Genomic DNA, 23409 nt, shown 5'->3' with positions numbered 1-23409 from the left:
CGAAAATACCATTGAGGGGGAATTCACTCGCTTCATTTATTTGGCTTCAGAAGCCACGCGGAAGGGCGGACTGGCCAACAGCGTGGACTGCTTCTGCCTAGCAGTCATTTCTCCGCCAGTGTATTCTTCCGCTTTACCAGCGTAGGGCCCCGGATTGGTCGACTGCTATAGCCAGGCTTCACAGCCCGGCGCTGCATTTTTGATTAATGTATGTGGGTCTCAGAACAAGCAGATGGGGAATCTATGACCGCCTTGGGAAATTGTGCAGACGGTCCAATGGCTGGCGAGACACGGCCACTAAAAATATGTCTACTGGGTTATCGCAGCCACCCGCACAGTGGTGGCCAGGGTATTTATCTCCGTTATTTGAGTAAGGCACTGGTTGATGCCGGTCATTCCGTGGATGTTATATCCGGCCAGCCCTATCCGGAATTGGATGAAAGGGTCAAGCTGATTAAGATGCCCGGCCTCAATCTCTATGAAGTAGAAAAGCCCAGCCTTGCCCTTAGACCAAAACACCTGCTCTCCTGGGCGGATTTCTTTGAGTGGTGGAGTAAACTGACCGGCGGTTTTGCCGAGCCTTATACCTTTGGCCGCCGAGTGCGCAAATACCTGCGCCAGCATGGCCACAAGTACGACATAGTTCACGATAATCAATCCCTTTGCTACGGCCTGTTGGATATCGAGCGCAGCGGCCTTCCGGTTGTTGCCACTATTCACCATCCCATTACCCGCGATCGTCAGTTAGCCCTGGATGCGGCGCCGGACTGGCGTTTTCGTTTATTGGTGCGGCGCTGGCATAACTTCCTCAATATGCAGATTAAGGTCTCGAGGAAATTACGCCATATTGTCACGGTATCGCGACAGTCAGAGCGGGATATCATCGAGCAGTTTGGGGTAGCACCAGAACAGATCCACCTGATTTACAACGGTATCGACACAGAGATATTCAGTCCCGACGACAAAGTACATCGCCAGCCCTTGCGCATCATGACGACCTCATCGGCGGATCAGCCGCTCAAAGGCCTTGGGGTCTTGTTACAGGCCATGGCTGGATTGCGAGAGCGCTTTCCCGATTTGGAACTATTGGTGGTCGGGCGCTTACGCGAGGGCGGCGCCACCGAAAAGCTGCTGAAAAAGCTGAAATTACAGGATGCAGTGCAGTTTGTTTCCGGTATTTCCAATGAAGAACTGGTGAATCATTATCGCAGTGCAACAGTTGTTGCCTGTCCGTCACTTTATGAAGGGTTTGGTCTGCCAGCAGGCGAGGCGATGGCTTGCGGGGCCCCGGTGGTTTCCAGTGATGGTGGCGCTCTGCCAGAAGTAGTTGGCAATGCGGGTATCGTCGTCCCGGCCGGTGACAGCAATGCGCTGGCAGAGGCTTTGGGGCGCGTTCTGGAGGATAAGTCTTTACAAGCCAATATGGGTGCTCAAGGCAGGGCGCGTATAGAAAATAAGTTCTGCTGGAGTCTGGCGGCAGAAAACCTAGTCGCTTACTACCGCGAAATACTCGGCGAGCCGGCTGTACAACAGCAGAAAGAAAACGATTTAGTTGACGCAGATGTCAGCGGTGCGGAGGCAGCTTAATGATTACTGTAGATCCGCAACACTTGAATCTTCGCCCAGGGCAAAAAGTTTTGGACCTGGGCTGTGGCGAGGGGCGCCATTCCATCCATTTGATGATCACGGATGAGGTGGATGTCTACGGCATAGACCTGTGCCTCAATGATGTGCGCACCGCCAGTGAGCGTGCCGAACCTTTTAACCATCCAGAGCATGCCAAAGGGCGCCTATTACTCGGGGTGGCGAATGGCTTACAGCTGCCTTTTGCCGATGCCACATTTGATGTGGTGATCTGCTCCGAAGTATTGGAGCACATTCACGAGTACAAAGAAGTCCTCGCAGAAATAGATCGTGTGCTAAAACCTTCGGGCATCTTTGCCGCCACCGTACCGGCGTATTTCCCCGAGTGGATCTGCTGGCAACTCAGCGATGAGTACCATCAGGTAGAGGGGGGGCATATCCGCATTTTCCGTGAGCGCGAACTGCGCCAGAGCATTGAAGCCCTGGGACACCGGCATTTCGCCCGCCACAAGGCCCATGCTTTGCACTCTCCCTATTGGTGGTTAAAGTGTCTGTTTTGGAACAAACCGGATAATCGCCTGGTGGCTGCCTATCATCGCCTGCTTGTTTGGGACTTGATGAAGCGGCCCGCGCTCACCCGTGTGACGGAGAAATTGTTGAACCCGCTTTTGGGAAAAAGTATCGCGCTCTATTTTGTGAAGGCGGAGCAGCGGGTTCCTGAGCGCCTACCTCTGGCCGAGGAGGTGAACTCGTGACTGAAACGGTAACATCCCAAAAGAAGGCGAGCCTGTTTCCTACCGGCTTTGTGCGCGATAGTGCCGCCTACATCCTTTCTCAACAGTTGCCCGATGGCTCAATTCCCTGGTTTAAAGGGCATTACGCCGACCCCTGGGATCACGTAGAGGCGGCCATGGGATTGGCCATCGCCGGGGAGTTTGTCGCTGCGGAAAAGGCCTATCGTTGGTTGGCGGATATTCAGCTGCAGGATGGCAGCTGGTGGGCGGCTTATAAAGACGGGGCGATTGATAATAGCGAGCGCCGGGAGAGTAATTTTGTCGCTTATGTGGCCACTGGGGTCTGGCAGTATTACCTGATTAGCGGTGATAGTCGTTTTCTACAGCGGTACTGGCCGATGGTGGAGCGCGCCATCGATTTTGTCTTGGGCCTGCAGACCGAACACGGTGAGATTCACTGGGCTGTAGACGCCGAGGGAAAACACAAAGAGGATGCCCTGATTACCGGGTGTGCCTCGGTTTATAAAAGCCTGGAATGCGCGATCAATATTGCCAGTGCACTGGGGCTGGAGCGCACGGAGTGGATGCGGGGCCGCGCTGCACTCGGCGAGGCGTTACAGAACAAGCCCGAACGTTTTGACCGGACCTGGGAGAGCAAAGCGCGCTTTTCCATGGACTGGTTTTACCCCGTGCTCACTGGCGCTATTGCTGGAGAAGCCGCCCGAGCGCGTCTTCAACAGCGTTGGGATGAATTTGTGGTGGCCGGTTTAGGCTGCCGCTGTGTGAATGATGAACCCTGGGTAACGGTGGCGGAATCCTGCGAGTTGACCATGGCGTTGCTGGCCTCAGGTCAGCGGGCTCGCGCCGAGATTATTTACCGGGGCCTGCATCGCTGGCAGGACAGTGATGGCGGTTATTGGACGGGATATGTTTATCGGGATCAGGCGGTCTGGCCCGAGGAAAAAACCACCTGGACTGTGGGCGCTATGTTGCTTGCTGCAGATGCGCTTGCCGACCTGACGCCGGCAAGCGGGCTGTTTACCTCGGTACGCCTGCCATCAGATGCGGCGCAGGATACCCAGAGTGTCGACAGTTTCGACCAGCTCGAATTGAGCGGAAGCCAGGGCTAGCTTGTAAATGTCGTAGGGAGCCTGGCCGCCATCGGCTGGATCGGGAAATATGTCGTGAATGGCCAGGTAACCGCCTGGCACTATATGACGAGACCAGCTGCGATAGTCCGTCATTGCTGCTTCCAGAGAGTGTCCGCCGTCGATAAATACGAGCCCGAGCGGGGTGTTCCAGTGACGTGCGGCCACCGCTGAGGGGGCCACTACCGGCACTACCCAATCTTCCAGCTCGGCCGTTCGCATATTTGTGCGAAAGGTGCGAAAGCTGTCCATTAGGTTGGCTTTTTGGTCAAACAAATCGGGATCGTGGTACTCCTCGCCAGGCTGGTGCTCCTCGGAACCGCGATGGTGATCCACGGCAAACACGACGCTGTCGGTCAGCTTGCAGGCTGAGGCCAAATAGATCGTGGACTTTCCGCAATAGCTGCCTACTTCTAGGCAGGGGCCCAGGCTACTGGCCTCAGCGGCAAGATGGTAGAGCGCTTCCCCCTCGTGGGCTGCGAGAAATCCCTTGATGGCTCGGATATCGATGGGCAAATGAATGGACATAGTTTACTGCTTGCTATTTTACTTGGCCCAAACACTAAACTGGCGCTTGCACAAAAGCAATTGTGATTTTTTGTGGGCAGCAGGCCCCACCAAATAGAAATTTAATTATGCGCAAGGATCATAGGCCTTACTGGCTGAAGCGCCTGCAGTTGCGTTGGCGCAACTGGCGCACGCACTATTTTTTACTTCCTCAGTTTGATGCGGTAGGTGTTGACCCGGAAGTGATGGACCCCTCTTCAGTGCATGTATTTGGAAATAATGTTCGCCTGGGTAATTATCCGCATTTGATTTCCAATGCGGAAAAATGCATTCGCTTCACTACCTTTGGACACAAGGGGGGCGAGGCTTTTATTACTATTGGGGATTATGTGCTGATTTCCCCAGGGGTTCGTATTTCGGCGGCTCAATCCATAGAAATTGGCGATGCCTGTATGATTGCGGCAAATGTTTATATTTCCGATTCCGACTGGCATGGCCTCTATAACCGCACCAGGCCCTTTCGCTGCACCGCACCGATACGCCTCGGTAATAATGTCTGGATTGGCGATAGCGCGACTATTTGTAAAGGCGTTAGTATCGGCGATAATTCCGTGGTTGGTGCGGCCAGTGTGGTCACCAAGGATGTGCCTGCGAATACGGTGGTGGCCGGCAATCCGGCCAAGCCGATAAAAACCATTAATCCCAAGCGCAGAATGATTACTCGCGAAGCGCTCTTTGCCGATGCTTTTCGGCAGGCTCATAATATGGATGAGCTGGATAAATATATGCTGCAAGGCAATAGTTTTTTCGGCTGGTTGCGTTCTGTATTTTTCCCCCGCCGCGGTGATTAAAGGTGTTTTAAGTTCCGCTTATGATTTTGCGTACAGATAAACTGATGAAAAAAAGAAAAAGTGTTGTTTTGATTGGCATGCCTGGCGCCGGCAAAAGTACTCTGGGTGTTTTGTTGGCCAAAGAGTTGGCCCTGGATTTTGTCGACACCGATGTTTTGATTCAGGCACAAGAGGGCAAGACCCTTCAGGAAATTATGGCGGAAAGCGACTACCTCAATCTGCGTGCTATTGAGGGGGAGGTTATTGCCGCAGCACAGCTGCCCAAGCATGTGGTTTCCACCGGGGGCAGTGCGGTATATAGCGCAAAGGGTATGGCAAATTTACGCGAGCAAGGCACGGTTGTATTTCTGGAGTGCTCTGCAGACGAGTTGAGTCGGCGAATCCATAATTATGAAAGCCGTGGGATAGCTAAGGCGCCGGGACAAAGTTTTGAAGAGTTGTTTGAGGAGCGGCAGGCTCTGTATCGCAAATATGCGGATATTACGCTGAGCTGCGATGGTTTGGATCTGCAGCAGGCACTGGATCAGTTATTACAAAAGTTACGAAGGTTGGACTGATGTCGTGAGCCCTGAGGTTACAGGGCTCAGATCTCGCCTCTCTTTTTTCGACTGCAAGATTGACGGAGGCTAGAGCGGCAACTGAGTGGTGTATTTCACTTGCTTGAGCGCGAAGGTGGAATTTACCGAGGCCACATTGGGCAGATGCACCAGCGAACGTTTTAGCAGTTGTTCGTAGTGTTCAACGCTGTCCACGACTACGCGCAGTACATAGTCCTTATCGCCGCTGGTTGAATAGCATTCAACCACTTCCTGTACATCCTGTACTGCGGTTTCAAAATTATTCAGGGACTCTTCGTCGTGGTTGTGGATGGTCACGTAACAGTATACCGTGACTCCCAGGTCCAGTTTGCGGGGGTCCAACAGAGTGACGCGGCCGCGAATAATGCCTTCTGCTTCCAGCCTCTTGATACGGCGCCAGCAGGGGGTGTGAGAAAGACCGACTTTGTCTCCGAGCTCCGCCATGGAATAATCGGCGTTCTCCTGCAGCGCTCGCAGAATCTTGCGGTCGAAATCATCCAGGTCTGTCGAACGCTTCATAAAGACTCCTATCCTATAAAAAATTGCTCGATCGAGATTTTCATCACAAATTTACGCACATTTACGTAAATAAAGCAATGCTCTGTTGCGCTTAACGCACTAGTATGACCTGACCAATCCGTTTCAACTTGAGTGCTTTTTGTGATTACCCGCCAGAGGGGTGACCTGAGAGGCGAAAAAATGAACTCTCTACGGCTGAAGCGGAGCAATTCGGAAGAATAATGACTTATAACTCGAACCGGGTTTCGAGAAGAATAAATGACCGGAAACTAGGTGTATGACTGATAAAGTAGCCAGTCCCCAGCGCGCGGTGGACTCCCAGGTAAAAAAACCAATATCACTGGATGATCGTTTTACCACTCTGAAAGGCCGTGTGCTTCTCTCTGGGATTCAGGCACTGGTGCGCCTGCCCATCGACCAGATGCGGATGGATCAATCCCGCGGCCTGAATACTGCGACTTTTATCTCCGGTTATCGCGGCTCCCCACTGGGTGGCTACGATCTACAGCTCTCAAGGGCCAAAAAATTACTGGACCAGCACAATATCCGATTTCAACCGGGCGTGAATGAGGAGCTGGCAGCGACTGCAGTGTGGGGCTCCCAGCAGGTTGGTCTGTTCGATGGCGCCCGGGTGGATGGTGTCTGTGGTATCTGGTATGGCAAGACGCCGGGTGTGGACCGCTCTTGCGATGCTTTCCGCCACGCCAATGCCGCGGGTTCCTCGCCAAAGGGCGGGGCGCTTATCATCGCTGGAGATGACCACGGCTGTAAGTCTTCCTCCTATCCAGGACAGTCGGAATTTGCTTTTGTGGATATGCATATTCCGGTTTTGAATCCCGCAACTGTGCAGGAGGTTCTGGATTACGGTCATTATGGCCTGGAGTTGTCTCGCTTTAGTGGCTGTTGGGTGGCGATGATCACTCTGGCAGAAAATATGGATAGCTCCGCTACGGTGGAAGTCGATCCACAGCGAGTACAGTTCAGCTACCCCGAGATTGAGCGCCCTGAAGGTGGGCTCAATATTCGCAAACAAGACAATCCCCTCGAACAGGAGGAGCGTTTGTGGCGCTACAAGCGCCCGGCAGCTCTGGCATTTGCCCGGGCCAATAAACTGAACAAGGTTGTGCTGGAAAATCCAGAGGCTACTCTAGGTATCGTTACTACCGGTAAGGCCCACCTGGACTTGATGCAGGCCTTCGAGGATATGGGTATCAATGAGGAGAAAGCCCGACAGCTGGGCATTCGTATCCTCAAGGTGGGGATGACCTATCCCCTGGATGTGCCCGGCATCCAAGAATTTGCCCGGGGCCTGGATACCCTGCTGGTGCTGGAGGAGAAGCGCAGCCTGATGGAAGTGCAGCTGAAAGAAGAGCTGTACAACGTCCACCTCAAGGACGCCAACTTTCCGCGTATCCTCGGTAAAGTGGATGAGCACGACCAGCCTTTAATGCCCGCCTATGGAGAATTGTCTCCGGCCATCATCTGCCAGGTGCTGGGTCTGATTTTGGATCAAGACCAGTTGGGCGAGCGCGGGCAACACCGCTTAATGCGCCTCAACGCCCTGGCGCAACGCATTGCGCAACAGGCGGGCTCCAGTGTGTCACGCCTACCCATGTTTTGTGCCGGCTGTCCCCACAACCGTTCCACCAAAGTGCCGGAGGGCAGTCGCGCCCTTGCCGGTATCGGCTGCCACTATATGGCCCAGTGGTTGGATCGCGAGACATTCACCTTTACGCAAATGGGTGCCGAAGGGGTGAACTGGGTTGGGCAAGCGCCCTTCACCGATGAAAAGCATGTGTTTGTAAATCTGGGTGATGGCACCTATTTCCACTCTGGAATTCTCGCCATTCGCGCCTCTGTGGCCGCCAGAGTCAATATCACTTACAAAATACTGTTCAACGACGCCGTCGCCATGACGGGTGGTCAGCCCCACGATGGCGAGTTGGCACCGGATATGATCTGCCGCCAGGTGCTGGCGGAAGGGGTGCAAAAAGTCGTTCTGGTGATGGACAATCCGGATAAATACCAGGGGGCTCTGAGCTTCCCTTCCGAGGTAGAGATTCGCCACCGGGACTATATGCCGGCGGTAATGGAAGAGTTGCGTGATGTGGAAGGGTGTACGGTTATTATTTACGATCAGACCTGTGCCACTGAATTGCGACGCAAGCGCAAACGTGGCCTGCTGCCCCAGGCGGAGGGGCGCCCCTTTATCAATGAATTGGTGTGTGAAGGCTGTGGCGACTGTGTGCAACAGTCCAGCTGTATTGCCGTGGAAAAGGTTTCCACCGCTCTGGGGGACAAGCGCCGCGTCAACCAAACCGGCTGCAACCAGGATCTGTCCTGTATCAATGGTTTTTGCCCTTCGTTTGTTACCGTAAAAGGTGGGCGACTGGCCAAAGGTGCAGGCGTTGGCGATGTATTGCGAACAGAAGCAGAAAAGTTGCCTGCGCCACAGCTACCAGGCCTAGTTGAACCCTTTAACTTCCTGGTGACAGGGGTGGGCGGCACCGGTGTGGTGACCATCGGAGCACTGTTGGCGATGGCAGCGCATATTGAGGGCAAAGCCTGCAGCACCCTGGATCAGACCGGCCTCGCGCAAAAAGGCGGTGCCGTTTATTCCCATATTCGTTTTGCCGCTCAGCCCGAAGCGCTGCAAGCGGTACGTATCTCAGATGGTCGCGCCGATGCACTGATGGCCTGCGACTTGATTGCTGCTGGGAATCTCGCCGCTTGCCTGGCCAAGCTGGATGAAACCCATAGCCGTGCGGTAGTTAATACGCATCTGAGCCCCACAGCTGCCACCGTTTTGGGCCGTGAGGATGCCCACTCTCCACAGGCGGTTCTCGATACTCTGAGCAGTGCGGTTAGCGAGTTGGATTCCATCGATGCCCACCGTCTGACCAAATCTGCACTGGGAGATACCCTGGCGGCCAATATATTTATGTTGGGTTTTGCCTGGCAAAAAGGCCTTCTGCCACTCTCCCAGGCGTCGCTGTTACAGGCTATTGAGCTGAATGGCGTGGCGGTTGAGGGCAACCTGCAGGGATTTGCTGCCGGGCGCCTGGCAGCAGCGGATCGAAAGATTTTAAACCGGCTTCTCGCCCATGACCGCGCGCCTGTTGTGTTGCCCAAAGGGCTGGATGAGATTGTTGCCCATCGGGTTGAACACCTGACCGGCTATCAAAATGAGGAATTAGCCAAGCGCTATCAGAGCCTGGTCGATAAGGTCAAAGCGGCCGAAATTCTTAAAACGCCAGCGAGTCAGGCACTTGCGGAGGTGGTTGCGCGCAATTATGCCAAGCTACTCGCTTACAAGGACGAGTATGAGGTCGCGCGCCTCTACACGGATGGGCGCTTTACCCAGTCTCTGCAGGAAAATTTCAGCGGCGATTTTGTACTTGAGTTCAATCTTGCCCCGCCTCTATTGGCCCGTTTCGACAAGGTGTTGGGGCGCCCGCGTAAGATGAAATTTGGCGGTTGGATGTATAAAGCGTTTGGTGTCCTGGCCAAACTGAAGTTCTTGCGTGGTACGGCCCTGGATATTTTTGGCTATACCGCTGAGCGCCGTATGGAGCGGGCCTTGATTACTGAGTATGAGCAGCTGGTTGAGAAAGTGGTGGGTGAGTTGAATGCGCAAAACCACCAGGCGGCTATTGAACTGCTTAGCTACCCAGAGGTTATTAAAGGCTATGGGCACATCAAAGAGGCCAACTGGTTGGAAGCCCAGCGACAAAGAGAGCTGGCGCTGAGCCGCTTCGAAAATCCTTCTCGAAACGCTGGTCAGGCCAGCGAGGTTGAGATTTTCGATCCCACTAAAGCTCAGCAGGTGGGTTAACTCTCCAGCCATAACAGCCCCGGCAGATTTCCTCCGGGGTTGTTTTTCCTACCAGTAAGCCTGCATTCGAACAGCGAACTGTTTGGTTTGATCGCCGGTAAAATCATCATCCCCGAGTGTGATATTCATCATTAAACGCACCTTGGGGTTGAAATAATAATTAAACCCAAAAACAAAGTTGCTAACCCTCATGCGGGGAATATCCTTATTCTCGATGGTGTCGTAACGTGCGGTTACTTCGAAAGCGCCTTCCGGTGGGGTGGGTTTGATGGATTTAAAAACGCCTATTTTATCGTCGTAGGGTTTGTGCTGACCGGTGATCGCCCAGCTACCGGTGATATACCAGGTGCGCACATCCTGATCGCCAATGAAGCAGCCGGTAAATGGATCGCATAAGAAACTGGGCGGTGCGCCAAAAAAATCCTCGAAAGTAAGCTCTGATAGATAGATATCTCCAGAGAAATTGCCAAAAGCGTATTCTGATTGGGCGTAAAAAGGACCGTAGGTGCCGGCTAACTCCAGTCCAAAAATCCACACATCACCACCTGGGTTACCTTGATAAAATTCATCATCACCAAAATCACCAAAGAAAAATTCGCCACCACCAGGGCTTAAAGCAACCAGCTGCTCCGGGCCACGACGCCCGGCATATTCAACCAGGGCCTCACGGGCTAAGGTGTCCTCATTGGCATCTTCATAACTTAAATAGGCGCCGAGGTGCAGGGTGCTGATGGGCTCGTTAATCGGGGCCCAAGTAAACCGGGCTGCGCTCCCTATGCCCTCATTGCGCGGATCACCGGGATTGCGCAGGTTAAAGAGATCGACGCCAAATGTATGGCAGCACCAGTGGGTATTCCAACCAATTCCCTGTTGTCGACCGCGGTCGGCGAAAACCCCTGTGGCAGTGGCGAAGGATCTCTCCATCATGGTGATTTCATTGGAGCTGGTTAGCTCATTAATAGAGCGGCTGGGTTTGAAGTTGCCAATGCGAAGTTTGCCGTCGAAGATTTTAGTGGCCAGAAATACATCTCTAAGCCCTCCAGTTCCTGCGGAGGCAAAATCCCTCTCCAGCTTGTATTCCCACTTCCAGAGTTTCCCCTTCATTGCCAGGCGCACTCGGCGAAAGTCCGTAGTGTTTACCGGCTCCTCAAATTCATCATCTATGAAAAAACTGTCAAAGTAGTTGTCGTCCTTGTCAAAAAAGTAGGTGTCAAAATGGATTCGACCGCCGAGCTCAGCGGAAAAATTACCATCGTCAGAGGTAATTTTGAGCCCGCCTTCTGTTTTGGCCTTATCGGCTGTGGCGGGGGAAGAAACAAGGGCACAGGCTAGGGCACAAGATAGGCCGTAGCGTTTCATGGGATACTCCCTAGAAAACTGCAGTGACAACTGCGGCGTGTTGTTGCAGTTTAGCAAGTGAGTATGACGATTAATCAATTTTTCGCCGATTCAGCTTTTTTGCGGGTAAAAGGGCGCTGGTTTTGAGCGTGCGAAGTGCGGGTGGTATTGGGTAAGCCCGTGAAACAGTGACAACTATTTATGTCTGCGCCAATATTTCGCGGGCAAAAGTAAGAAGGTATTCAGCTTAGTGATTACACTGCCTGGAAAAAATTAGATGCGCTCCAGTTTATAGCCTTTTTCTTTCATCAGTTCTGCAATACTGCCTTGCCCTACCAGATGACCGGCGCCGACAACCACAAACAGTGAACGATACTTTGGCGCCTTGGATGCAATCTTATTGGCCATATTTTTGTTGCGCTGGAAAAAGAGCTTGTCGTAAAGGGGCTTGTATTCGGGATTTTCCTCAAGACCATCGAGCAATATCAGACGGTTGAGGGCATCGTGATCCCCGGCTTTCCAAGCATTGGTGAGTTGAGGTAGGTAGGTGGAAATATCTTCCAGTTGTTCTAGCGTCTGCTGAAGTAAAAGGGCGGGATTGTCTAAGCCGTTCAAAAGCTGGAATTGTTGCACGACTCCTTCAAGCTCTAATACCGGTTTGCCATCTTTTTTGGCTTTGGTTAGGAAGTGACGATCGATACCCAACTCAGGGTTGAGGCCCAGAGCCTGCATTTCGATCATGCTCATGGAGATCATAGCGATAGCGGGACGCTGACGAATAAACATGGCTTCCGGCATGTTGCGTTTATGCATCCAGGCTTGCAGTCTCTTATATAAGTCTGCTGGCAGGTCGTCACGCAGGCTGCGCTCTCCTTGATAGACCGATTCCATCATAATTTTCTGTTGCACCATTATGTCGCTTTCGGCTGCGAGTACATCGGCTTCAACGGCAATAGCGTCGCTAGTGGCATAGGCGCGCTCTATTTGGGCACGCATCGGATAAAAGTCTTCCGTTGCCAAGTGGATAGAGCCCAGCAGATAGACAGTTTTATCCTCCTTGGTGGCTTTCCAGAAAATACCGCGGTCTGTTTCGGCTGCGGTGGCAGTGCCAACAAGCAATATAAGAACAAGAGCGATCGACTGTGTGAAATAGCGTTGGAACATTGCTTTTCCCTGAATGTGTTGAAGCGAGTCATGTTAGCACTCGTGAAGCTCATCTCATACCGGGGGAACTTGCTGGTAAATTGGCCTGGCCAGAGGGGTTTGTTGCAAACTTGTGTGGAATCTACTGGGAAATTATTTCTGTGAGGGCCAAAATACTGCCTTTGTTCCATTTTTGCGGTAGGTATTTTGAAAATCGTACAAGTCTGGCCTGAGTTGGAGCCTGGAGAAGTAGGCAAGGTCGCGCTGGAATTTATTCAGGAACTGGCCCGGCAGGGCGTTAAACCCGTTGTGATCTCTGCTGGGGGAGCATTGGTAAACCGTTTAGAGTTGCATGATATTCAGCATATTCAATTATCTTTGAATAAAAAGCCTTTTCTGTCTGTGGCCTTTGCGCGTCGGTTGCGCAATGTCTTACAAAGCTTAAATGCCGATGTAATTCATGTTCACGGGCGCCTGACTGCCCAGCTGGTTTGGCGGGCTTGGCGAGGCATGGATGTCGGCGCCCGTCCCAGTTTAATTACTCATGTCGATCAGTATTTTTCACCTGGCAGACGGGATGCGGGATTGATTTCTGGGCAATCTGTCATCGCATCGTCCAAAGGGATCGCAAATCATTTGCAGCAGCATTTGGGAGAAAAGTTAGCTCACCCGGCCCATGTTGTGCATTGGGGCATTAATTCCCGGGAGTTCGATCGCAGTAAACCTGTATCGAGCCAATGGCACTTACGCTTTTTGAATAGCTATCCGCAGTTGGAGGGAAAAAATTGGTGGTTGTATTCGGGTTCCCTGTCAGAAAAGGGGGAGTTGAGAACCTTTTTGCAGGCTTTGGCACAGGCTAAAGAGAGCCATGACGATTTATTGGGGCTGGTGGTAGGAGTGCCTCAGGGCGGCGATTTACGCTATGTACGTAAGCTGGAGCAGCTAGCTCAAGAGTTGGGGCTTGAGGGATGTGTACTGTTTCTGGGAGAGAGAAAGGATTTACGGGAACTCTATGCTTCCTCGCAGTTAGCTTTTTGTCTCTCCGACTCCGGAGAGCCTAATGGCAAAAATGCGATGCAGGCTTTGGCGATGGGGTGTGCGGTGATTGCCTATAAAGATACCTGTGCTGGAGAAGTACTGGCGCACTGTTTCGCTCAAGGCGTGGTTGATCGGGGGAGCCCACAAGCCCTGTGCGATGCTGGCCTGACTTTGATGGCACAGCGGGATAAAGCGGAATTACACAGCTTTTTTCATGAAGATATCGTTAAAAAGACCGTGAATATCTACCGTAACCTCAGTGTCACTTCTTAACCAGCAATTGCAAGCGCCCCAGTGTTGAATCAGAAATTAAAATGCCCATTGATTGAGGCGAAGTCGAAACCGGGGTTGGGGATGTTGGTGTAGGCATTGGAGAAGTGGCTATAGCGCACCGATAATGTATGGCCACTGCTAAAGCGATAGCCCAGGGCAAAATGCAGAGCAAAGTTAACCTTGGTGCTGAGCTGAATATCGCCAAATTCCCGCTGGCTTAAGTAAGAAGCGCCAACTCCCGCTTCTCCAAATCCACCTAGGGGTTCACTGCGCGGATACCAGCGCAGTACCGGTTTGATTTCTATGATGTTTTGCTGCTGGGTTTCATTGAGATGTCCCAGGCGTATATAGGAGTAGCTGCCCTGGCCCCACCATTGCCATGAATGATTGGCGTTATTGGAGGAGGTGAGTAGGTATGAGTAGTTCACGCCGGCTACCTTGGCGGCGGAAATAGAGTCCCGTTGCATTAAGGCATTTCCCAGCCCCTTTCCGCCGCTGATAATAATTTCCTGTTCAGCGTGTGCTACGTGTGAAATGAGGAAATTTAAGGCGAAGAAAAGGATACAGCCTAGCGCTGTGTTATCGCCCGCAGCCTGTGTGAAAGATTTACGCATGGGATATAGGGGGATAGTTGCAAGAGCTGTAATTAAGACTAGTGGGAAAGTGATTGATGGCAAGCACGGTACTCGTTGACCGCCACCGACTTCCTCCTGTTTGATAGGAGGTGATTGGTTGGGGGCTGAAAATCAGCCCCCTGCTCTGAGAGTATTGGTCTTTTGATCGATTGCTGGATCAATTGCTGGGCAGTTATCGCCACTGTCGCTTCAGTTGGCGAATGGCATCGGAGTGCAGCTGGCGCGCGCGCTCCTGGCTGAGTCCAAGTTGCTCACCGATAACCCGGAAAGAACAATCTCTATCTGAAATTAGTCCATAGCGCAGGTTCAGCACGGTCCGCTGTCGTGGTGGTAGTCGATTGACCGCTTCGCGCAGGCGCTCCGCCAGCTCTTGATTGGTAACCAGCTCATCGGTGTTATAAAGCTCGTCGGCGGGAGCGTAATCCAAGCGGGTGCTGCTCTGGTCGTCTGCGACAGGGTCGTCCAGTGAGCCTGTAGGGCCCGGTAGCTTGAGTAGACTCTGGATGCGTTCCAGATCGAGCCCTGTATGTTTCACCAGGTTCTCATCAGAGGCGGGCTGCCCCAGAGCGCGCACCTCGCCAATGGCACGGTAAATTGTACGCAAATCATCCTGCACATTGGCTGGCTGGCGCACCAAATCCTCATTGCGGCGCATAGCCAGCTGTATTTCCTGCTGAATCCACCAGTAGGCATAGGTGGAAAAGCGGTAGCCCATTTGTGGTTTGAAGCGTTCAATCGCCTTCATTAAGCCGACATTGCCCTCCTGGATCAGGTCAATGAATGGCACCGAGGGATTGCGGAAACGTTTGGCAATGGCGATGACCAGGCGCAGGTTACACTGGATGAGTTTCTTGCGCTGTTCCTGGAAGCGCCGCAGAAGGCCGCCGAGCTTGCTTCTTTCCCTTCGGATAAGTTCGTCGCCGGCCATTAATTTTTCGGTGTGCGCAATGATCAGGCCGTGATCATAGGCGCCGGTACTGCCGCGCTGCTCCACGCCCTCGCTGCGCAGCTGCACAAGCTCGGTGCCGCATTGCTGCAGCTTCTCGATCAGGGTGTCCTCGAGATCTCGCAACAGGCAGGTGGTACTGTGTTCCTCTTCGGGTGTGAGCAATTCAAGCCTATATAAGTGCTTGAGATAGCTCTGCATTGGGGTGCTGCCGCTTTCGCTCAGAGGCTCCCCAACTGAATGAATCTCTTCGATATCGGGCCCGGCTTCTTCCGTCTGGCCGCGATTTTCCGCATTGGAGCAGGAATCGGAGAGGGCGTTGTCTGTATCCTTCAGCCAGTCTTCATCCCTTGAGTAAAAATTTTCTCGGGACAAGTGCTTAAACCTTCTGTTGACTGCGTGAACGATATGTTTTGTTCAGTCTCTCCGGGCACCCTTTGGCGCCCATTTCACCTTAACGATAGATGAAAGTTGAATTTTGCGCCCTATTAAGGCTGACTGATAAGTCTTTGCGTGAGAGGGAGGGGCTGGGCGCAGAGAGCGCCCGGATTACTAATGGTAAGTTATTTCAGGCGCTTGACCCGCATTTTCTTTCCACCATCGGCAGGTTTCATAAAGAAGGAGCCAAACATCGCGCGCTCCACGACAACGAGGTCACCGGATTTCCAGAATATGCGACCCGTATCATTCTGCTTCTAGATCTGGCCGTTTTCCAGGGTGACAATTTTCTTGTTGTGGGCGCCCTCCTGAATTTCTGCGATTTTTGCCTCGATAGACTCAGGTGCTTCTTCAGTTTGCTTGTATTCTTGACCGAAATCTTGCTCGGCTCGCTTTGCGAGGGAGTTGCTGAGCTTGTCGTAGCAAGCCAGTCGATCCGTGTTGGGTGTAATTTCAGAGCAGCCTTTAAGCTGTTTTCCCAGCGTGTCCGCGTAAATACTGGGAGCAAGGATGGTTAGGAGGGAGATAAGAAAAATTCGTTTCATGACTATTTATTACGTTATTTTGCCGGAGCTGCGGCTAATGGACAATTGGATTTGTGCGTCTCCGCACGCTTTTAGTGGAACCCACATGGAAAAATAGCCTCGATAAAGATGAGCTAATCTGTCACCTTATTAAAGCGATTTGGTTGGCTCATTTTCAATAGCGGTGCTTGTTTTAGGGGTTTGTTGAGTGCTTGGCTATTGATTGGATTTGAATCATAGGCAAAAACTATCCAGGGGCGGAACAATGAAAAGTCTTATTACTCCCGCAGTTATATTGGCTACGGCAGGTTATCTCAGTATCGAGGGTTTGCGACTTACACTCGGAGGAGAGGTTTTTGCCTCAACGAGCGTGGTTACCCTACCTCAGAATCAACAGGGTAAGGGTATAGAGCAGGACTTTTCCGGGAGCAATATCAAAAAAGGCGAAATGCTCGGTGGCAGTGAGATGATGGAATTTGAGGGGGACGTCTTTGCCGATGTGCCTGAGCATATGGGGGCGGATAAAGGTGTGGGGCAGAGAAGCCCATCGGGAGAGGAATCCCCCAAGAAGTGATAGGGGCGAACACCTTTGTCCCTGTCTCAGCAAAAAACCGGGAGCTACCCGGTTTTTTGCTATTTACAGGGTCTAGCGCTTTTGCGCGCTGAAGTGTTTGCCGCTCTGGCTGCGGCTATCATTGCCCATTAAGTAGAGGTAAGTCGGCATAATTTCTTCTGGTGCCGCTACTGATTTGGGGTTTTCTGCCGGGTAGGCCGTCGCGCGCATAGCTGTGCGGGTAGCGCCCGGGTTGAGGCTGTTCACCCGAACATTGGATACACCTTCCAATTCATCGGCGAGTACCTGCATCAGCCCCTCTGTTGCGAACTTTGATACAGAATAGGCCCCCCAATATGCCCGTCCCTTTAAGCCAACGCTAGAGCTGGTGAAAACTACCGAACCGGCTTCGGATTTTTCCAGCAGAGGCAGTAGTGTTTTGGTGAGCCCAAATGCTGCATTGACATTGACCTGCATGACCTGTTGCCAGGTAGCGAAATGGTAATTTGCCAGGGGCGTGCGCTGTCCGAGTAGACTTGCGTTGTGAAGCAGGCCATCTAGGCGGCCAAATTCCTGTTCGATGGCCTCGGCAAGATTTTCAAAGTTTTCTATGCGTGCTTCACTGAGATCCATAGGGAAAATTGCCGGCTGTGGTCCTCCGGCGGCTTCAATCTCGTCATAGACCATTTCGAGCTTTGGGGTGGTGCGACCCAAAAGTATTAAAGTGGCTCCGTGTGCGGCAAAAGTTTTTGCTGCAACTTTGCCAATACCGTCACCAGCGCCGGTAACGAGTATGATTTTATCTTTTAGTAAGTTTGATGGAGCGACATAGTCGCCGGCATATTCAGACATGAAACATCCTGATGCTGGCGCCCAGCATCGGGCCGGGCATGATTACGAAGATTAAATGTAATGTTGCTGAAGCAAGGGCCAGATTTCATCCACAGAGCTGACCAGGTGATCGGCACCCCAATTGGTGGGGTCATCAGATGCATCGATATAGCCGTATGCGCAAGCAATCGTCGGCATGCCTGCACGCTGGCCGGCAATTATATCCCGCTGGTGATCTCCGATATAAACGGCGTCTGCTGGAGCGCATCCAATTTTGCTGCACGCGAGTAATATCGCTTCTGGGTCTGGCTTTGACTTGCTGACATGATCGGGGCAAATCACCGCAGAGGCCGGTGGCAGATATTCAAATGCCTGCATCAACGGCACCGTAAATGCTTCGGGTTTATTGGTGACGATACCCCAGGGGATTTCATTCTGCGCGAGGGTATCCAGCAATGGTTCTATGCCGGGAAAGGGGACGGTTTGCTCTGCGAGGTGCGCGAGGTAGAGATCCAGCAGGCGCTGCAGGAGGCTGGCAAATTCGGGATCACCTTCCTGTTTGCCAAACCCCAGGGTGACCAATGCCCTTGAGCCGCTTGAGACGGTGCCGCGGATTACCTGGTCGGGCAGTGGAGGTAATTGCTCCTGATGCCGTAACTGATTGAGCACGACAATAAAGTCCGGTGCGGTGTCGAGGAGTGTGCCATCCAGGTCAAATAAAACTGCTTTCATCGTAGGGGTCGCTTATTCGGGTTTGCTGGCATACATCAGGTAATTGACGTCGACGTCGCGGGGATTGAGTTTATAGTTGCGAGTAACCGGGTTGTAGGTCATGCCGGTGATATCGCACAGTTCCAGGTCCGCCTCGCGCAGCCAGGCACCCATTTCCGAGGGGCGGATAAACTTGCTGTATTCATGGGTGCCTTTGGGTAGTAAGCGTAGGATATATTCCGCTCCCACCACGCCAAAGAGCCAGCCTTTGGGAGTGCGGTTGATCGTCGAGAAAAATAAGTGTCCGCCGGGCTTGACCAGTTTGGCGCAGGCGCGGATCACTGAGGCAGGATCGGGTACATGTTCGAGCATTTCCAGGCAGGTGACTACGTCGTAACTTTCCGGTGCTTCTTCGGCAAGCTCTTCCACGGCAATTCGTCGATAATCTACCGATACGCCGCTTTCCAGAGCATGTAATTTGGCAACGTTGAGAGGGGCTTCGCCCATATCAATCCCGGTCACCTTTGCACCTCGCTGGGCCATAGCCTCAGCCAGAATCCCTCCGCCGCAGCCGACATCCAGCAGTTTTTTGTCGGCTACTGAGGCGTATCTGTCAATGTAGTTAGCGCGCAATGGGTTAATTTCGTGCAGCGGTTTAAATTCGCCTTCTTTATCCCACCAGCGGCTGGCGAGTTGCTCGAATTTGGCGATTTCCGTGGGATCTACATTACTCATGAATTTCTCTGCAAACTCCGTCGCTGTTAACCCGTAAATACATGCGGCTACGGGTTATCTCGGCACGGGGGTGTGCCGTAACCAGTTGTCAGCTGGCCGGTAAAAGTCCGAGAAAGCAGGGAGGCTTGAATAGCCACTCCAGTATTTCGCGGACGGCAACAAAAGGGATGAAGTACACCCATTAAATTGCCTGGTTAATGATTAATTAGCGGCTGATTCCTATATTGAATCGCAGTGTCCGGCTCGCGCCTAGCGCGAATGGCCGGCGATTCTATCACGCCATAGTTGCGCTCGCTGGATTACCTCAGTCTCGTTCAGGGTGAGTAATTGGCGCTCTTCCAATAACTGCTTGCCCGCAACCCAGACGTCGCTGACATTGTGTCCGCCGCTGGCATAAATTAGTTGAGACATGGGGTCGTGTACTGGTTGCTGCTCCAGGCCGGATAGATTGATCGCGGCAATATCGGCGCTCTTGCCAATTTCCAGGCTGCCGGTTTCCTCCTCAATACCCAAAGCACGTGCGCCATTGATAGTAGCCATTGCCAGCGCCTGGTGAGCGGGGAGTGCGGTGGCCCTGCCACTGACAGCCTTGGCCAGCAGTGCGGCGGTACTGGCCTCGGCAAACAAGTCCTGACTATTGTTGCTAGCGGCTCCGTCAGTGCCCAGGGATACATTAATACCGGCATCAAGCATCTCGACGGTAGGGCAGAAGCCGGAGGCCAGTTTGAGGTTGGACGATGGGCAGTGGGCTACGTGCGCACCACTGGTTTTCAACAATTCTATGTCCCGTTCATTGGTTGCCACCATATGGACGCAGAGAGTCTGTGGGCTCATCAGGCCAAGGCGCTGTAGCCGCTCGGTGGGGCGTTCGCCATTTTGCTTCAGCGCAGTTTCCACTTCCTGGTAAGTCTCGTGCAGATGTATCTGCACGGGAATTTGCGCCTCAGCAGAGCACACAGCGATTTTCTCCAGGGTTTGATCGCCGACGGTGTAGGGGGCGTGTGGTGCAAAAACCACTTCAATGCGCTCATGGGCGCGGTAGTCGTCGCGCAGTGCCAAGCCTTTATGCAGGGCCTCTTCGGCGTGGCGGCTCCAGGGGGTGGGCACATCCAATACCGGAAAGGCGATATGTGCGCGGATGCCGGTTTCCCGGACAGCGGTTGCGACAGCTTCTGGGTAGAAATACTGATCAGAGAAAGTGGTAGTTCCCGAGCGCAGCATTTCCGCAATGGCATGGCGGCTGCCATCCGCGACAAACTCCGGCCCTACCCAGCGCTGTTCCGTCGGCCAAATATGTTTTTCCAGCCATTCCTTGAGGGGGCGGTCATCGGCATAGCCCCGCAATAGCGTCATGGGCGCGTGATTGTGGGTGTTGATCAGCCCGGGGATCAGGGCGTGATGCTTGAGCTCCACTTCCCGTTTTGCCTTGAACCGTATTTTGGCTTCTGCCGATGGCAGCAGGGCGGTGATTCGCCCGTTCTCAATGGCTAAAGAGCAATTTTCGTACACTTTTTGCTCGGGGATTACTGGGATAATCCAGCGCGCGTGAATCAGGGTGTCTATTGCTTGGGGCATGGAAGTTAGGCAGCGGCGGTTAAGATGGGGATTTACTTTAGCGGTAGAGACTGCTTGCGGCAACAGGGGAGAGTAGTGGTCCAGAAGAGCGTAGGGCAGCCGGTCCAAAGGCGTCAAACTGTGCTAGAATCGCCCGCTTATCCGGGCTCAGTACACATGCCCGCGCTATAAAAAGGAACGCCGTAAGCCATGGGCGAATTAGCCAAAGAAATCTCTCCGATTAATATCGAAGAAGAACTCAAGCAGTCTTATCTCGACTACGCCATGAGCGTGATTGTCGGGCGCGCACTGCCGGATGTACGCGATGGCCTCAAGCCGGTACACCGCCGTGTGCTCTTCGCTATGAGCGAACTTAAAAACGACTGGAATAAACCCTACAAAAAGTCAGCGCGTGTCGTTGGCGATGTGATCGGTAAATACCACCCGCACGGGGATACCGCGGTCTACGACACGATTGTGCGTATGGCCCAGCCTTTCTCTATGCGCTACACCCTGGTAGATGGCCAGGGCAACTTCGGTTCTATCGATGGTGATAGTCCGGCTGCCATGCGTTATACCGAAATTCGCATGGATAAGCTGGCCCACGAACTGCTATCTGACCTAGATAAAGAAACCGTCAATTTTGTCGATAACTACGACGGCTCCGAGCAAATGCCGGAGGTGCTGCCCTCCCGCGTGCCGAACCTATTGGTGAACGGCTCTTCGGGTATTGCCGTGGGCATGGCCACCAATATCCCCCCCCACAACTTAAAAGAGGTTGTCAACGCCTGCCTGGCATTGATCAACAATCCCGAGCTGTCTGTTGACGACTTGATGGAGTATATCCCTGGGCCGGACTTCCCCACTGGGGCAACCATCAATGGCCGCGCCGGGATACTCTTGGCCTATCGCACGGGCCGCGGGCGTATCTACGTGCGCGCAAAGGCGGATGTGATTCGCGATGACAAGACCAATCGCGAAACAATTGTTATTACTGAGATCCCCTATCAGCTGAACAAGGCTCGATTGATCGAGCGCATTGCCGAGCTGGTGAAAGAGAAGAAGATCGAGGGTATCTCTGAGCTGCGCGACGAATCCGATAAAGACGGCCTGCGCGTAGTGATTGAATTGAAGCGCGGTGAGTTGGGTGATGTGGTTTTAAACAACCTCTACTCCCAAACCCAGCTGGAAAGCGTGTTCGGCATCAATATGGTGGCTCTGGTCGATGGCCAGCCCAAGGTGCTGAACCTGAAAGAGCTGCTCGAGCACTTCGTGCGTCACCGCCAGGAAGTGGTGACTCGCCGTACCGTCTACCTGCTGCGCAAAGCGCGCGAGCGCGGTCATATTCTTGAAGGTCTGGCGATCGCCATCGCCAATATCGACCCGGTGATCGAGTTGATCAAGTCCTCCGCTACCCCAGCGGATGCCCGTGAGGCGCTGCTGGCCAAAGGCTGGCCAGTGGGCAATGTGCAGCAATTCCTTGAGCGTGCTGGCGCCGATGCCTGCCGACCGGATGATCTGCCAAAAGAGTTTGGTCTGCGCGACAACGCTTACTACCTGTCACCAGCTCAGGCTCAGGCCATTCTTGAGCTGCGCCTGCACCGCCTCACCGGTATGGAACACGACAAGTTGCTGGCGGAATACCAGGATCGCCTTGAGCAGATCGCTGAATACCTGCATATCCTCGGCAGCTTCGAGCGTCTGATGGAAGTGATCCGCGAAGAGTTGGAGCAGCTGTCTAAGGACTTTGGTGATGAGCGCCGCACCGATATCGTTGCTTCCCGTCAAGACCTGACCGTAGAAGACCTGATCACCCCGGAAGATAAGGTGGTGACTATCTCTCACGGTGGCTACGCCAAGAGTCAGCCCTTGACCGATTACCAGGCTCAGCGTCGTGGCGGCATGGGTAAGTCGGCCACCCAGGTGAAGGATGAAGACTTCGTCGAGCACCTTTTGATTGCCAACTCCCACGACACTATTTTGTGCTTCTCTAATAGAGGCAAGGTGTACTGGCTCAAAGTTTACGAAGTACCCACTGCCGGTCGCGCCTCGCGCGGACGGCCGGTAGTCAATATGCTGCCGCTGGAAGAGGGTGAGCGTATCAGCAGCCTGATGCCTGTGTCCGAGTACGATGAAAATCACTTTATCTTCTTCGCTACTGCTAACGGCACCGTAAAGAAGACTCCGCTTACCGCCTTTGCCCGTCCGCGCAGCGTGGGTTTGCGCGCTATCGAACTGGAAGAAGGAGATCGTCTCGTTGCCACAGCGGTGACCGATGGTGAGCGCGATGTACTGCTGCTAACCAGCGCCGGTAAAGCGGCGCGATTCTCCGAGGCCAATGTCCGTTCCATGGGTCGCGTGTCCCGCGGCGTACGCGGTATCCGCATGCAGGAGGGCAAGGAGGTGATCGCCATGGTAATCCCGGAAGAGGGCGGCTCGGTGATGATGGCTACTGAAAACGGCTACGGTAAGCGTACCGCCATCAGCGAATTCCCCACCAAGGGTCGCGGCACCCAGGGTGTTATCGCGATCGCCGAAAGTGAGCGCAACGGTGCCTTAGTGGGCGCCTGCCAGGTGCATCCAGGCGAGGAAATGATGTTGATTTCCGATCAGGGCACTCTGGTGCGCACCCGTGTCGACGAGGTTTCTGTCCTGGGGCGCAATACCCAAGGGGTACGTGTCATCCGGCTTAAGAGCGGTGAAAAGCTCGTGGGCCTCGGGCGCATTGAAGAAACTGAGGAAGAAGTCGAAGACAACGGTGGGGCAGAGTGACCCACCCTCAGGTACCAAAAGAAAGGCTGCGATTATCGCGGCCTTTCTTGCCTCTGACGCCCTAAGAAATGCCTGAAAGCGTGATACCTATCTCCCTGAATGGCGGTTTGTGCGTCGGCACATCTAGTTGAATTTGAAACCATTTTTAGTTTGTGGAAGTCA

General features: G+C 53.3%; 20 protein-coding genes. 9 read left to right on the top strand and 11 right to left on the bottom strand.

Annotated features, from left to right (window positions below; translation table 11 throughout):
- The first annotated feature begins 243 nt into the window (after positions 1-243).
- Genes ACXAFI_RS12045 through ACXAFI_RS12035 form a run of 3 tightly spaced genes read left to right on the top strand, consistent with a single transcriptional unit; the run spans position 244 to position 3448 of the window.
- Positions 244-1587: a glycosyltransferase family 4 protein gene (locus ACXAFI_RS12045; protein WP_475108997.1), complete on the top strand. Its 1344-nt coding sequence runs from the start codon at positions 244-246 to the stop codon at positions 1585-1587.
- On the top strand, positions 1587-2339 hold the full coding sequence (locus ACXAFI_RS12040; protein WP_475108996.1) for a class I SAM-dependent methyltransferase: 753 nt from the start codon (positions 1587-1589) through the stop codon (positions 2337-2339). The genes ACXAFI_RS12045 and ACXAFI_RS12040 overlap by 1 nt, the downstream gene beginning before the upstream one ends.
- Positions 2336-3448 carry a prenyltransferase/squalene oxidase repeat-containing protein gene (locus tag ACXAFI_RS12035; RefSeq protein WP_475108995.1) on the top strand — a complete coding sequence of 371 codons (1113 nt, stop codon included), beginning with the start codon at positions 2336-2338 and terminating at the stop codon, positions 3446-3448. Before ACXAFI_RS12040 ends, ACXAFI_RS12035 begins: the two co-directional genes overlap by 4 nt.
- Here ACXAFI_RS12035 and ACXAFI_RS12030 read toward each other — a convergent pair.
- Positions 3377-3994 (bottom strand): class I SAM-dependent methyltransferase, encoded by a 618-nt coding sequence (locus ACXAFI_RS12030; RefSeq protein ID WP_475108994.1) that lies wholly within the window; start codon positions 3992-3994, stop codon positions 3377-3379. The genes ACXAFI_RS12035 and ACXAFI_RS12030 overlap by 72 nt on opposite strands.
- 107 nt (positions 3995-4101) lie before the next feature.
- Between ACXAFI_RS12030 and ACXAFI_RS12025 the strand changes: the two genes are divergently transcribed.
- Together ACXAFI_RS12025 and ACXAFI_RS12020 are read left to right on the top strand one after the other, a co-directional pair.
- Positions 4102-4824: an acyltransferase gene (locus tag ACXAFI_RS12025; RefSeq protein WP_475108993.1), complete on the top strand. Its 723-nt coding sequence runs from the start codon at positions 4102-4104 to the stop codon at positions 4822-4824.
- A 44-nt stretch (positions 4825-4868) separates the two neighbouring features.
- On the top strand, positions 4869-5381 hold the full coding sequence (locus ACXAFI_RS12020) for a shikimate kinase (RefSeq protein ID WP_475108992.1): 513 nt from the start codon (positions 4869-4871) through the stop codon (positions 5379-5381).
- Between the two features lie 69 nt (positions 5382-5450).
- Here ACXAFI_RS12020 and ACXAFI_RS12015 read toward each other — a convergent pair whose 3' ends face one another.
- Complete coding sequence (locus ACXAFI_RS12015) at positions 5451-5921, bottom strand: Lrp/AsnC family transcriptional regulator (RefSeq protein ID WP_152452743.1); 471 nt, start codon at positions 5919-5921, stop codon at positions 5451-5453.
- 277 nt (positions 5922-6198) lie between these two features.
- On the opposite strand from ACXAFI_RS12015, the gene ACXAFI_RS12010 reads away from it, so the two are divergent.
- Positions 6199-9756: an indolepyruvate ferredoxin oxidoreductase family protein gene (locus ACXAFI_RS12010; RefSeq protein WP_475108991.1), complete on the top strand. Its 3558-nt coding sequence runs from the start codon at positions 6199-6201 to the stop codon at positions 9754-9756.
- A gap of 48 nt (positions 9757-9804) precedes the next feature.
- Here the strand turns inward: ACXAFI_RS12010 and ACXAFI_RS12005 are convergent, their stop codons facing one another.
- Positions 9805-11115, bottom strand: a complete 1311-nt coding sequence (locus tag ACXAFI_RS12005; RefSeq protein ID WP_475108990.1) for an OprO/OprP family phosphate-selective porin — start codon at positions 11113-11115, stop codon at positions 9805-9807.
- A 252-nt stretch (positions 11116-11367) separates the two neighbouring features.
- A complete protein-coding gene (locus ACXAFI_RS12000) occupies positions 11368-12258 on the bottom strand; it encodes a TraB/GumN family protein (RefSeq protein ID WP_475108989.1) in 891 nt (296 codons plus the stop codon).
- Positions 12259-12444: 186 nt separating this feature from the next.
- On the opposite strand from ACXAFI_RS12000, the gene ACXAFI_RS11995 reads away from it, so the two are divergent.
- A complete protein-coding gene (locus tag ACXAFI_RS11995) occupies positions 12445-13548 on the top strand; it encodes a glycosyltransferase (protein WP_475108988.1) in 1104 nt (367 codons plus the stop codon).
- A gap of 29 nt (positions 13549-13577) precedes the next feature.
- On the opposite strand, the gene ACXAFI_RS11990 is transcribed toward ACXAFI_RS11995, so the two are convergent.
- From ACXAFI_RS11990 to ACXAFI_RS11980, 3 genes are all read right to left on the bottom strand, one after another.
- Positions 13578-14015 carry an acyloxyacyl hydrolase gene (locus ACXAFI_RS11990; protein WP_475108987.1) on the bottom strand — a complete coding sequence of 146 codons (438 nt, stop codon included), beginning with the start codon at positions 14013-14015 and terminating at the stop codon, positions 13578-13580.
- Positions 14016-14355: 340 nt separating this feature from the next.
- Entirely contained in the window at positions 14356-15504 is a 1149-nt protein-coding gene (locus ACXAFI_RS11985) for a sigma-70 family RNA polymerase sigma factor (protein WP_475108986.1), read from the bottom strand.
- A gap of 320 nt (positions 15505-15824) precedes the next feature.
- A complete protein-coding gene (locus ACXAFI_RS11980; RefSeq protein ID WP_475108985.1) occupies positions 15825-16112 on the bottom strand; it encodes a hypothetical protein in 288 nt (95 codons plus the stop codon).
- Positions 16113-16356: 244 nt separating this feature from the next.
- Here ACXAFI_RS11980 and ACXAFI_RS11975 point away from each other — a divergent pair, with 244 nt between their 5' ends.
- Entirely contained in the window at positions 16357-16665 is a 309-nt protein-coding gene (locus ACXAFI_RS11975) for a hypothetical protein (protein WP_475108984.1), read from the top strand.
- Positions 16666-16737: 72 nt separating this feature from the next.
- On the opposite strand, the gene ACXAFI_RS11970 is transcribed toward ACXAFI_RS11975, so the two are convergent.
- The 4 genes from ACXAFI_RS11970 to ACXAFI_RS11955 form a co-directional block, all read right to left on the bottom strand.
- On the bottom strand, positions 16738-17496 hold the full coding sequence (locus tag ACXAFI_RS11970; RefSeq protein WP_475108983.1) for a YciK family oxidoreductase: 759 nt from the start codon (positions 17494-17496) through the stop codon (positions 16738-16740).
- A 51-nt stretch (positions 17497-17547) separates the two neighbouring features.
- Positions 17548-18207, bottom strand: coding sequence for an HAD family hydrolase (locus ACXAFI_RS11965; RefSeq protein WP_475108982.1), 660 nt, complete (start codon positions 18205-18207; stop codon positions 17548-17550).
- A gap of 12 nt (positions 18208-18219) precedes the next feature.
- Positions 18220-18921, bottom strand: coding sequence for a bifunctional 2-polyprenyl-6-hydroxyphenol methylase/3-demethylubiquinol 3-O-methyltransferase UbiG (gene ubiG / locus ACXAFI_RS11960; protein WP_475108981.1), 702 nt, complete (start codon positions 18919-18921; stop codon positions 18220-18222).
- A 249-nt stretch (positions 18922-19170) separates the two neighbouring features.
- A complete protein-coding gene (locus tag ACXAFI_RS11955) occupies positions 19171-20496 on the bottom strand; it encodes a TRZ/ATZ family hydrolase (protein ID WP_475109820.1) in 1326 nt (441 codons plus the stop codon).
- Between the two features lie 189 nt (positions 20497-20685).
- Between ACXAFI_RS11955 and gyrA the strand changes: the two genes are divergently transcribed.
- Positions 20686-23247 (top strand): DNA gyrase subunit A, encoded by a 2562-nt coding sequence (gyrA, locus tag ACXAFI_RS11950; protein ID WP_475108980.1) that lies wholly within the window; start codon positions 20686-20688, stop codon positions 23245-23247.
- The last annotated feature ends 162 nt before the right edge of the window (positions 23248-23409 follow it).

The sequence above is a fragment of the Microbulbifer sp. ABH2_005 genome (assembly GCF_056160005.1).
This window is presented reverse-complemented; position numbering and strand designations above follow the sequence as displayed.

Bases quoted from the DNA above. Each gene is read 5' to 3' on its own strand.
- ACXAFI_RS12045 (WP_475108997.1), top strand. From the start codon at position 244: ATGACCGCCTTGGGAAATTGTGCAGACGGTCCAATGGCTGGCGAGACA.
- ACXAFI_RS12040 (WP_475108996.1), top strand. From the start codon at position 1,587: ATGATTACTGTAGATCCGCAACACTTGAATCTTCGCCCAGGGCAAAAA.
- ACXAFI_RS12030 (WP_475108994.1), bottom strand. From the start codon at position 3,994: ATGTCCATTCATTTGCCCATCGATATCCGAGCCATCAAGGGATTTCTC.
- ACXAFI_RS12025 (WP_475108993.1), top strand. From the start codon at position 4,102: ATGCGCAAGGATCATAGGCCTTACTGGCTGAAGCGCCTGCAGTTGCGT.
- ACXAFI_RS12020 (WP_475108992.1), top strand. From the start codon at position 4,869: ATGAAAAAAAGAAAAAGTGTTGTTTTGATTGGCATGCCTGGCGCCGGC.
- ACXAFI_RS12015 (WP_152452743.1), bottom strand. From the start codon at position 5,921: ATGAAGCGTTCGACAGACCTGGATGATTTCGACCGCAAGATTCTGCGA.
- ACXAFI_RS12010 (WP_475108991.1), top strand. From the start codon at position 6,199: ATGACTGATAAAGTAGCCAGTCCCCAGCGCGCGGTGGACTCCCAGGTA.
- ACXAFI_RS12005 (WP_475108990.1), bottom strand. From the start codon at position 11,115: ATGAAACGCTACGGCCTATCTTGTGCCCTAGCCTGTGCCCTTGTTTCT.
- ACXAFI_RS12000 (WP_475108989.1), bottom strand. From the start codon at position 12,258: ATGTTCCAACGCTATTTCACACAGTCGATCGCTCTTGTTCTTATATTG.
- ACXAFI_RS11990 (WP_475108987.1), bottom strand. From the start codon at position 14,015: ATGCAACGGGACTCTATTTCCGCCGCCAAGGTAGCCGGCGTGAACTAC.
- ACXAFI_RS11980 (WP_475108985.1), bottom strand. From the start codon at position 16,112: ATGAAACGAATTTTTCTTATCTCCCTCCTAACCATCCTTGCTCCCAGT.
- ACXAFI_RS11975 (WP_475108984.1), top strand. From the start codon at position 16,357: ATGAAAAGTCTTATTACTCCCGCAGTTATATTGGCTACGGCAGGTTAT.
- ACXAFI_RS11970 (WP_475108983.1), bottom strand. From the start codon at position 17,496: ATGTCTGAATATGCCGGCGACTATGTCGCTCCATCAAACTTACTAAAA.
- ACXAFI_RS11965 (WP_475108982.1), bottom strand. From the start codon at position 18,207: ATGAAAGCAGTTTTATTTGACCTGGATGGCACACTCCTCGACACCGCA.
- ubiG (WP_475108981.1), bottom strand. From the start codon at position 18,921: ATGAGTAATGTAGATCCCACGGAAATCGCCAAATTCGAGCAACTCGCC.
- ACXAFI_RS11955 (WP_475109820.1), bottom strand. From the start codon at position 20,496: ATGCCCCAAGCAATAGACACCCTGATTCACGCGCGCTGGATTATCCCA.
- gyrA (WP_475108980.1), top strand. From the start codon at position 20,686: ATGGGCGAATTAGCCAAAGAAATCTCTCCGATTAATATCGAAGAAGAA.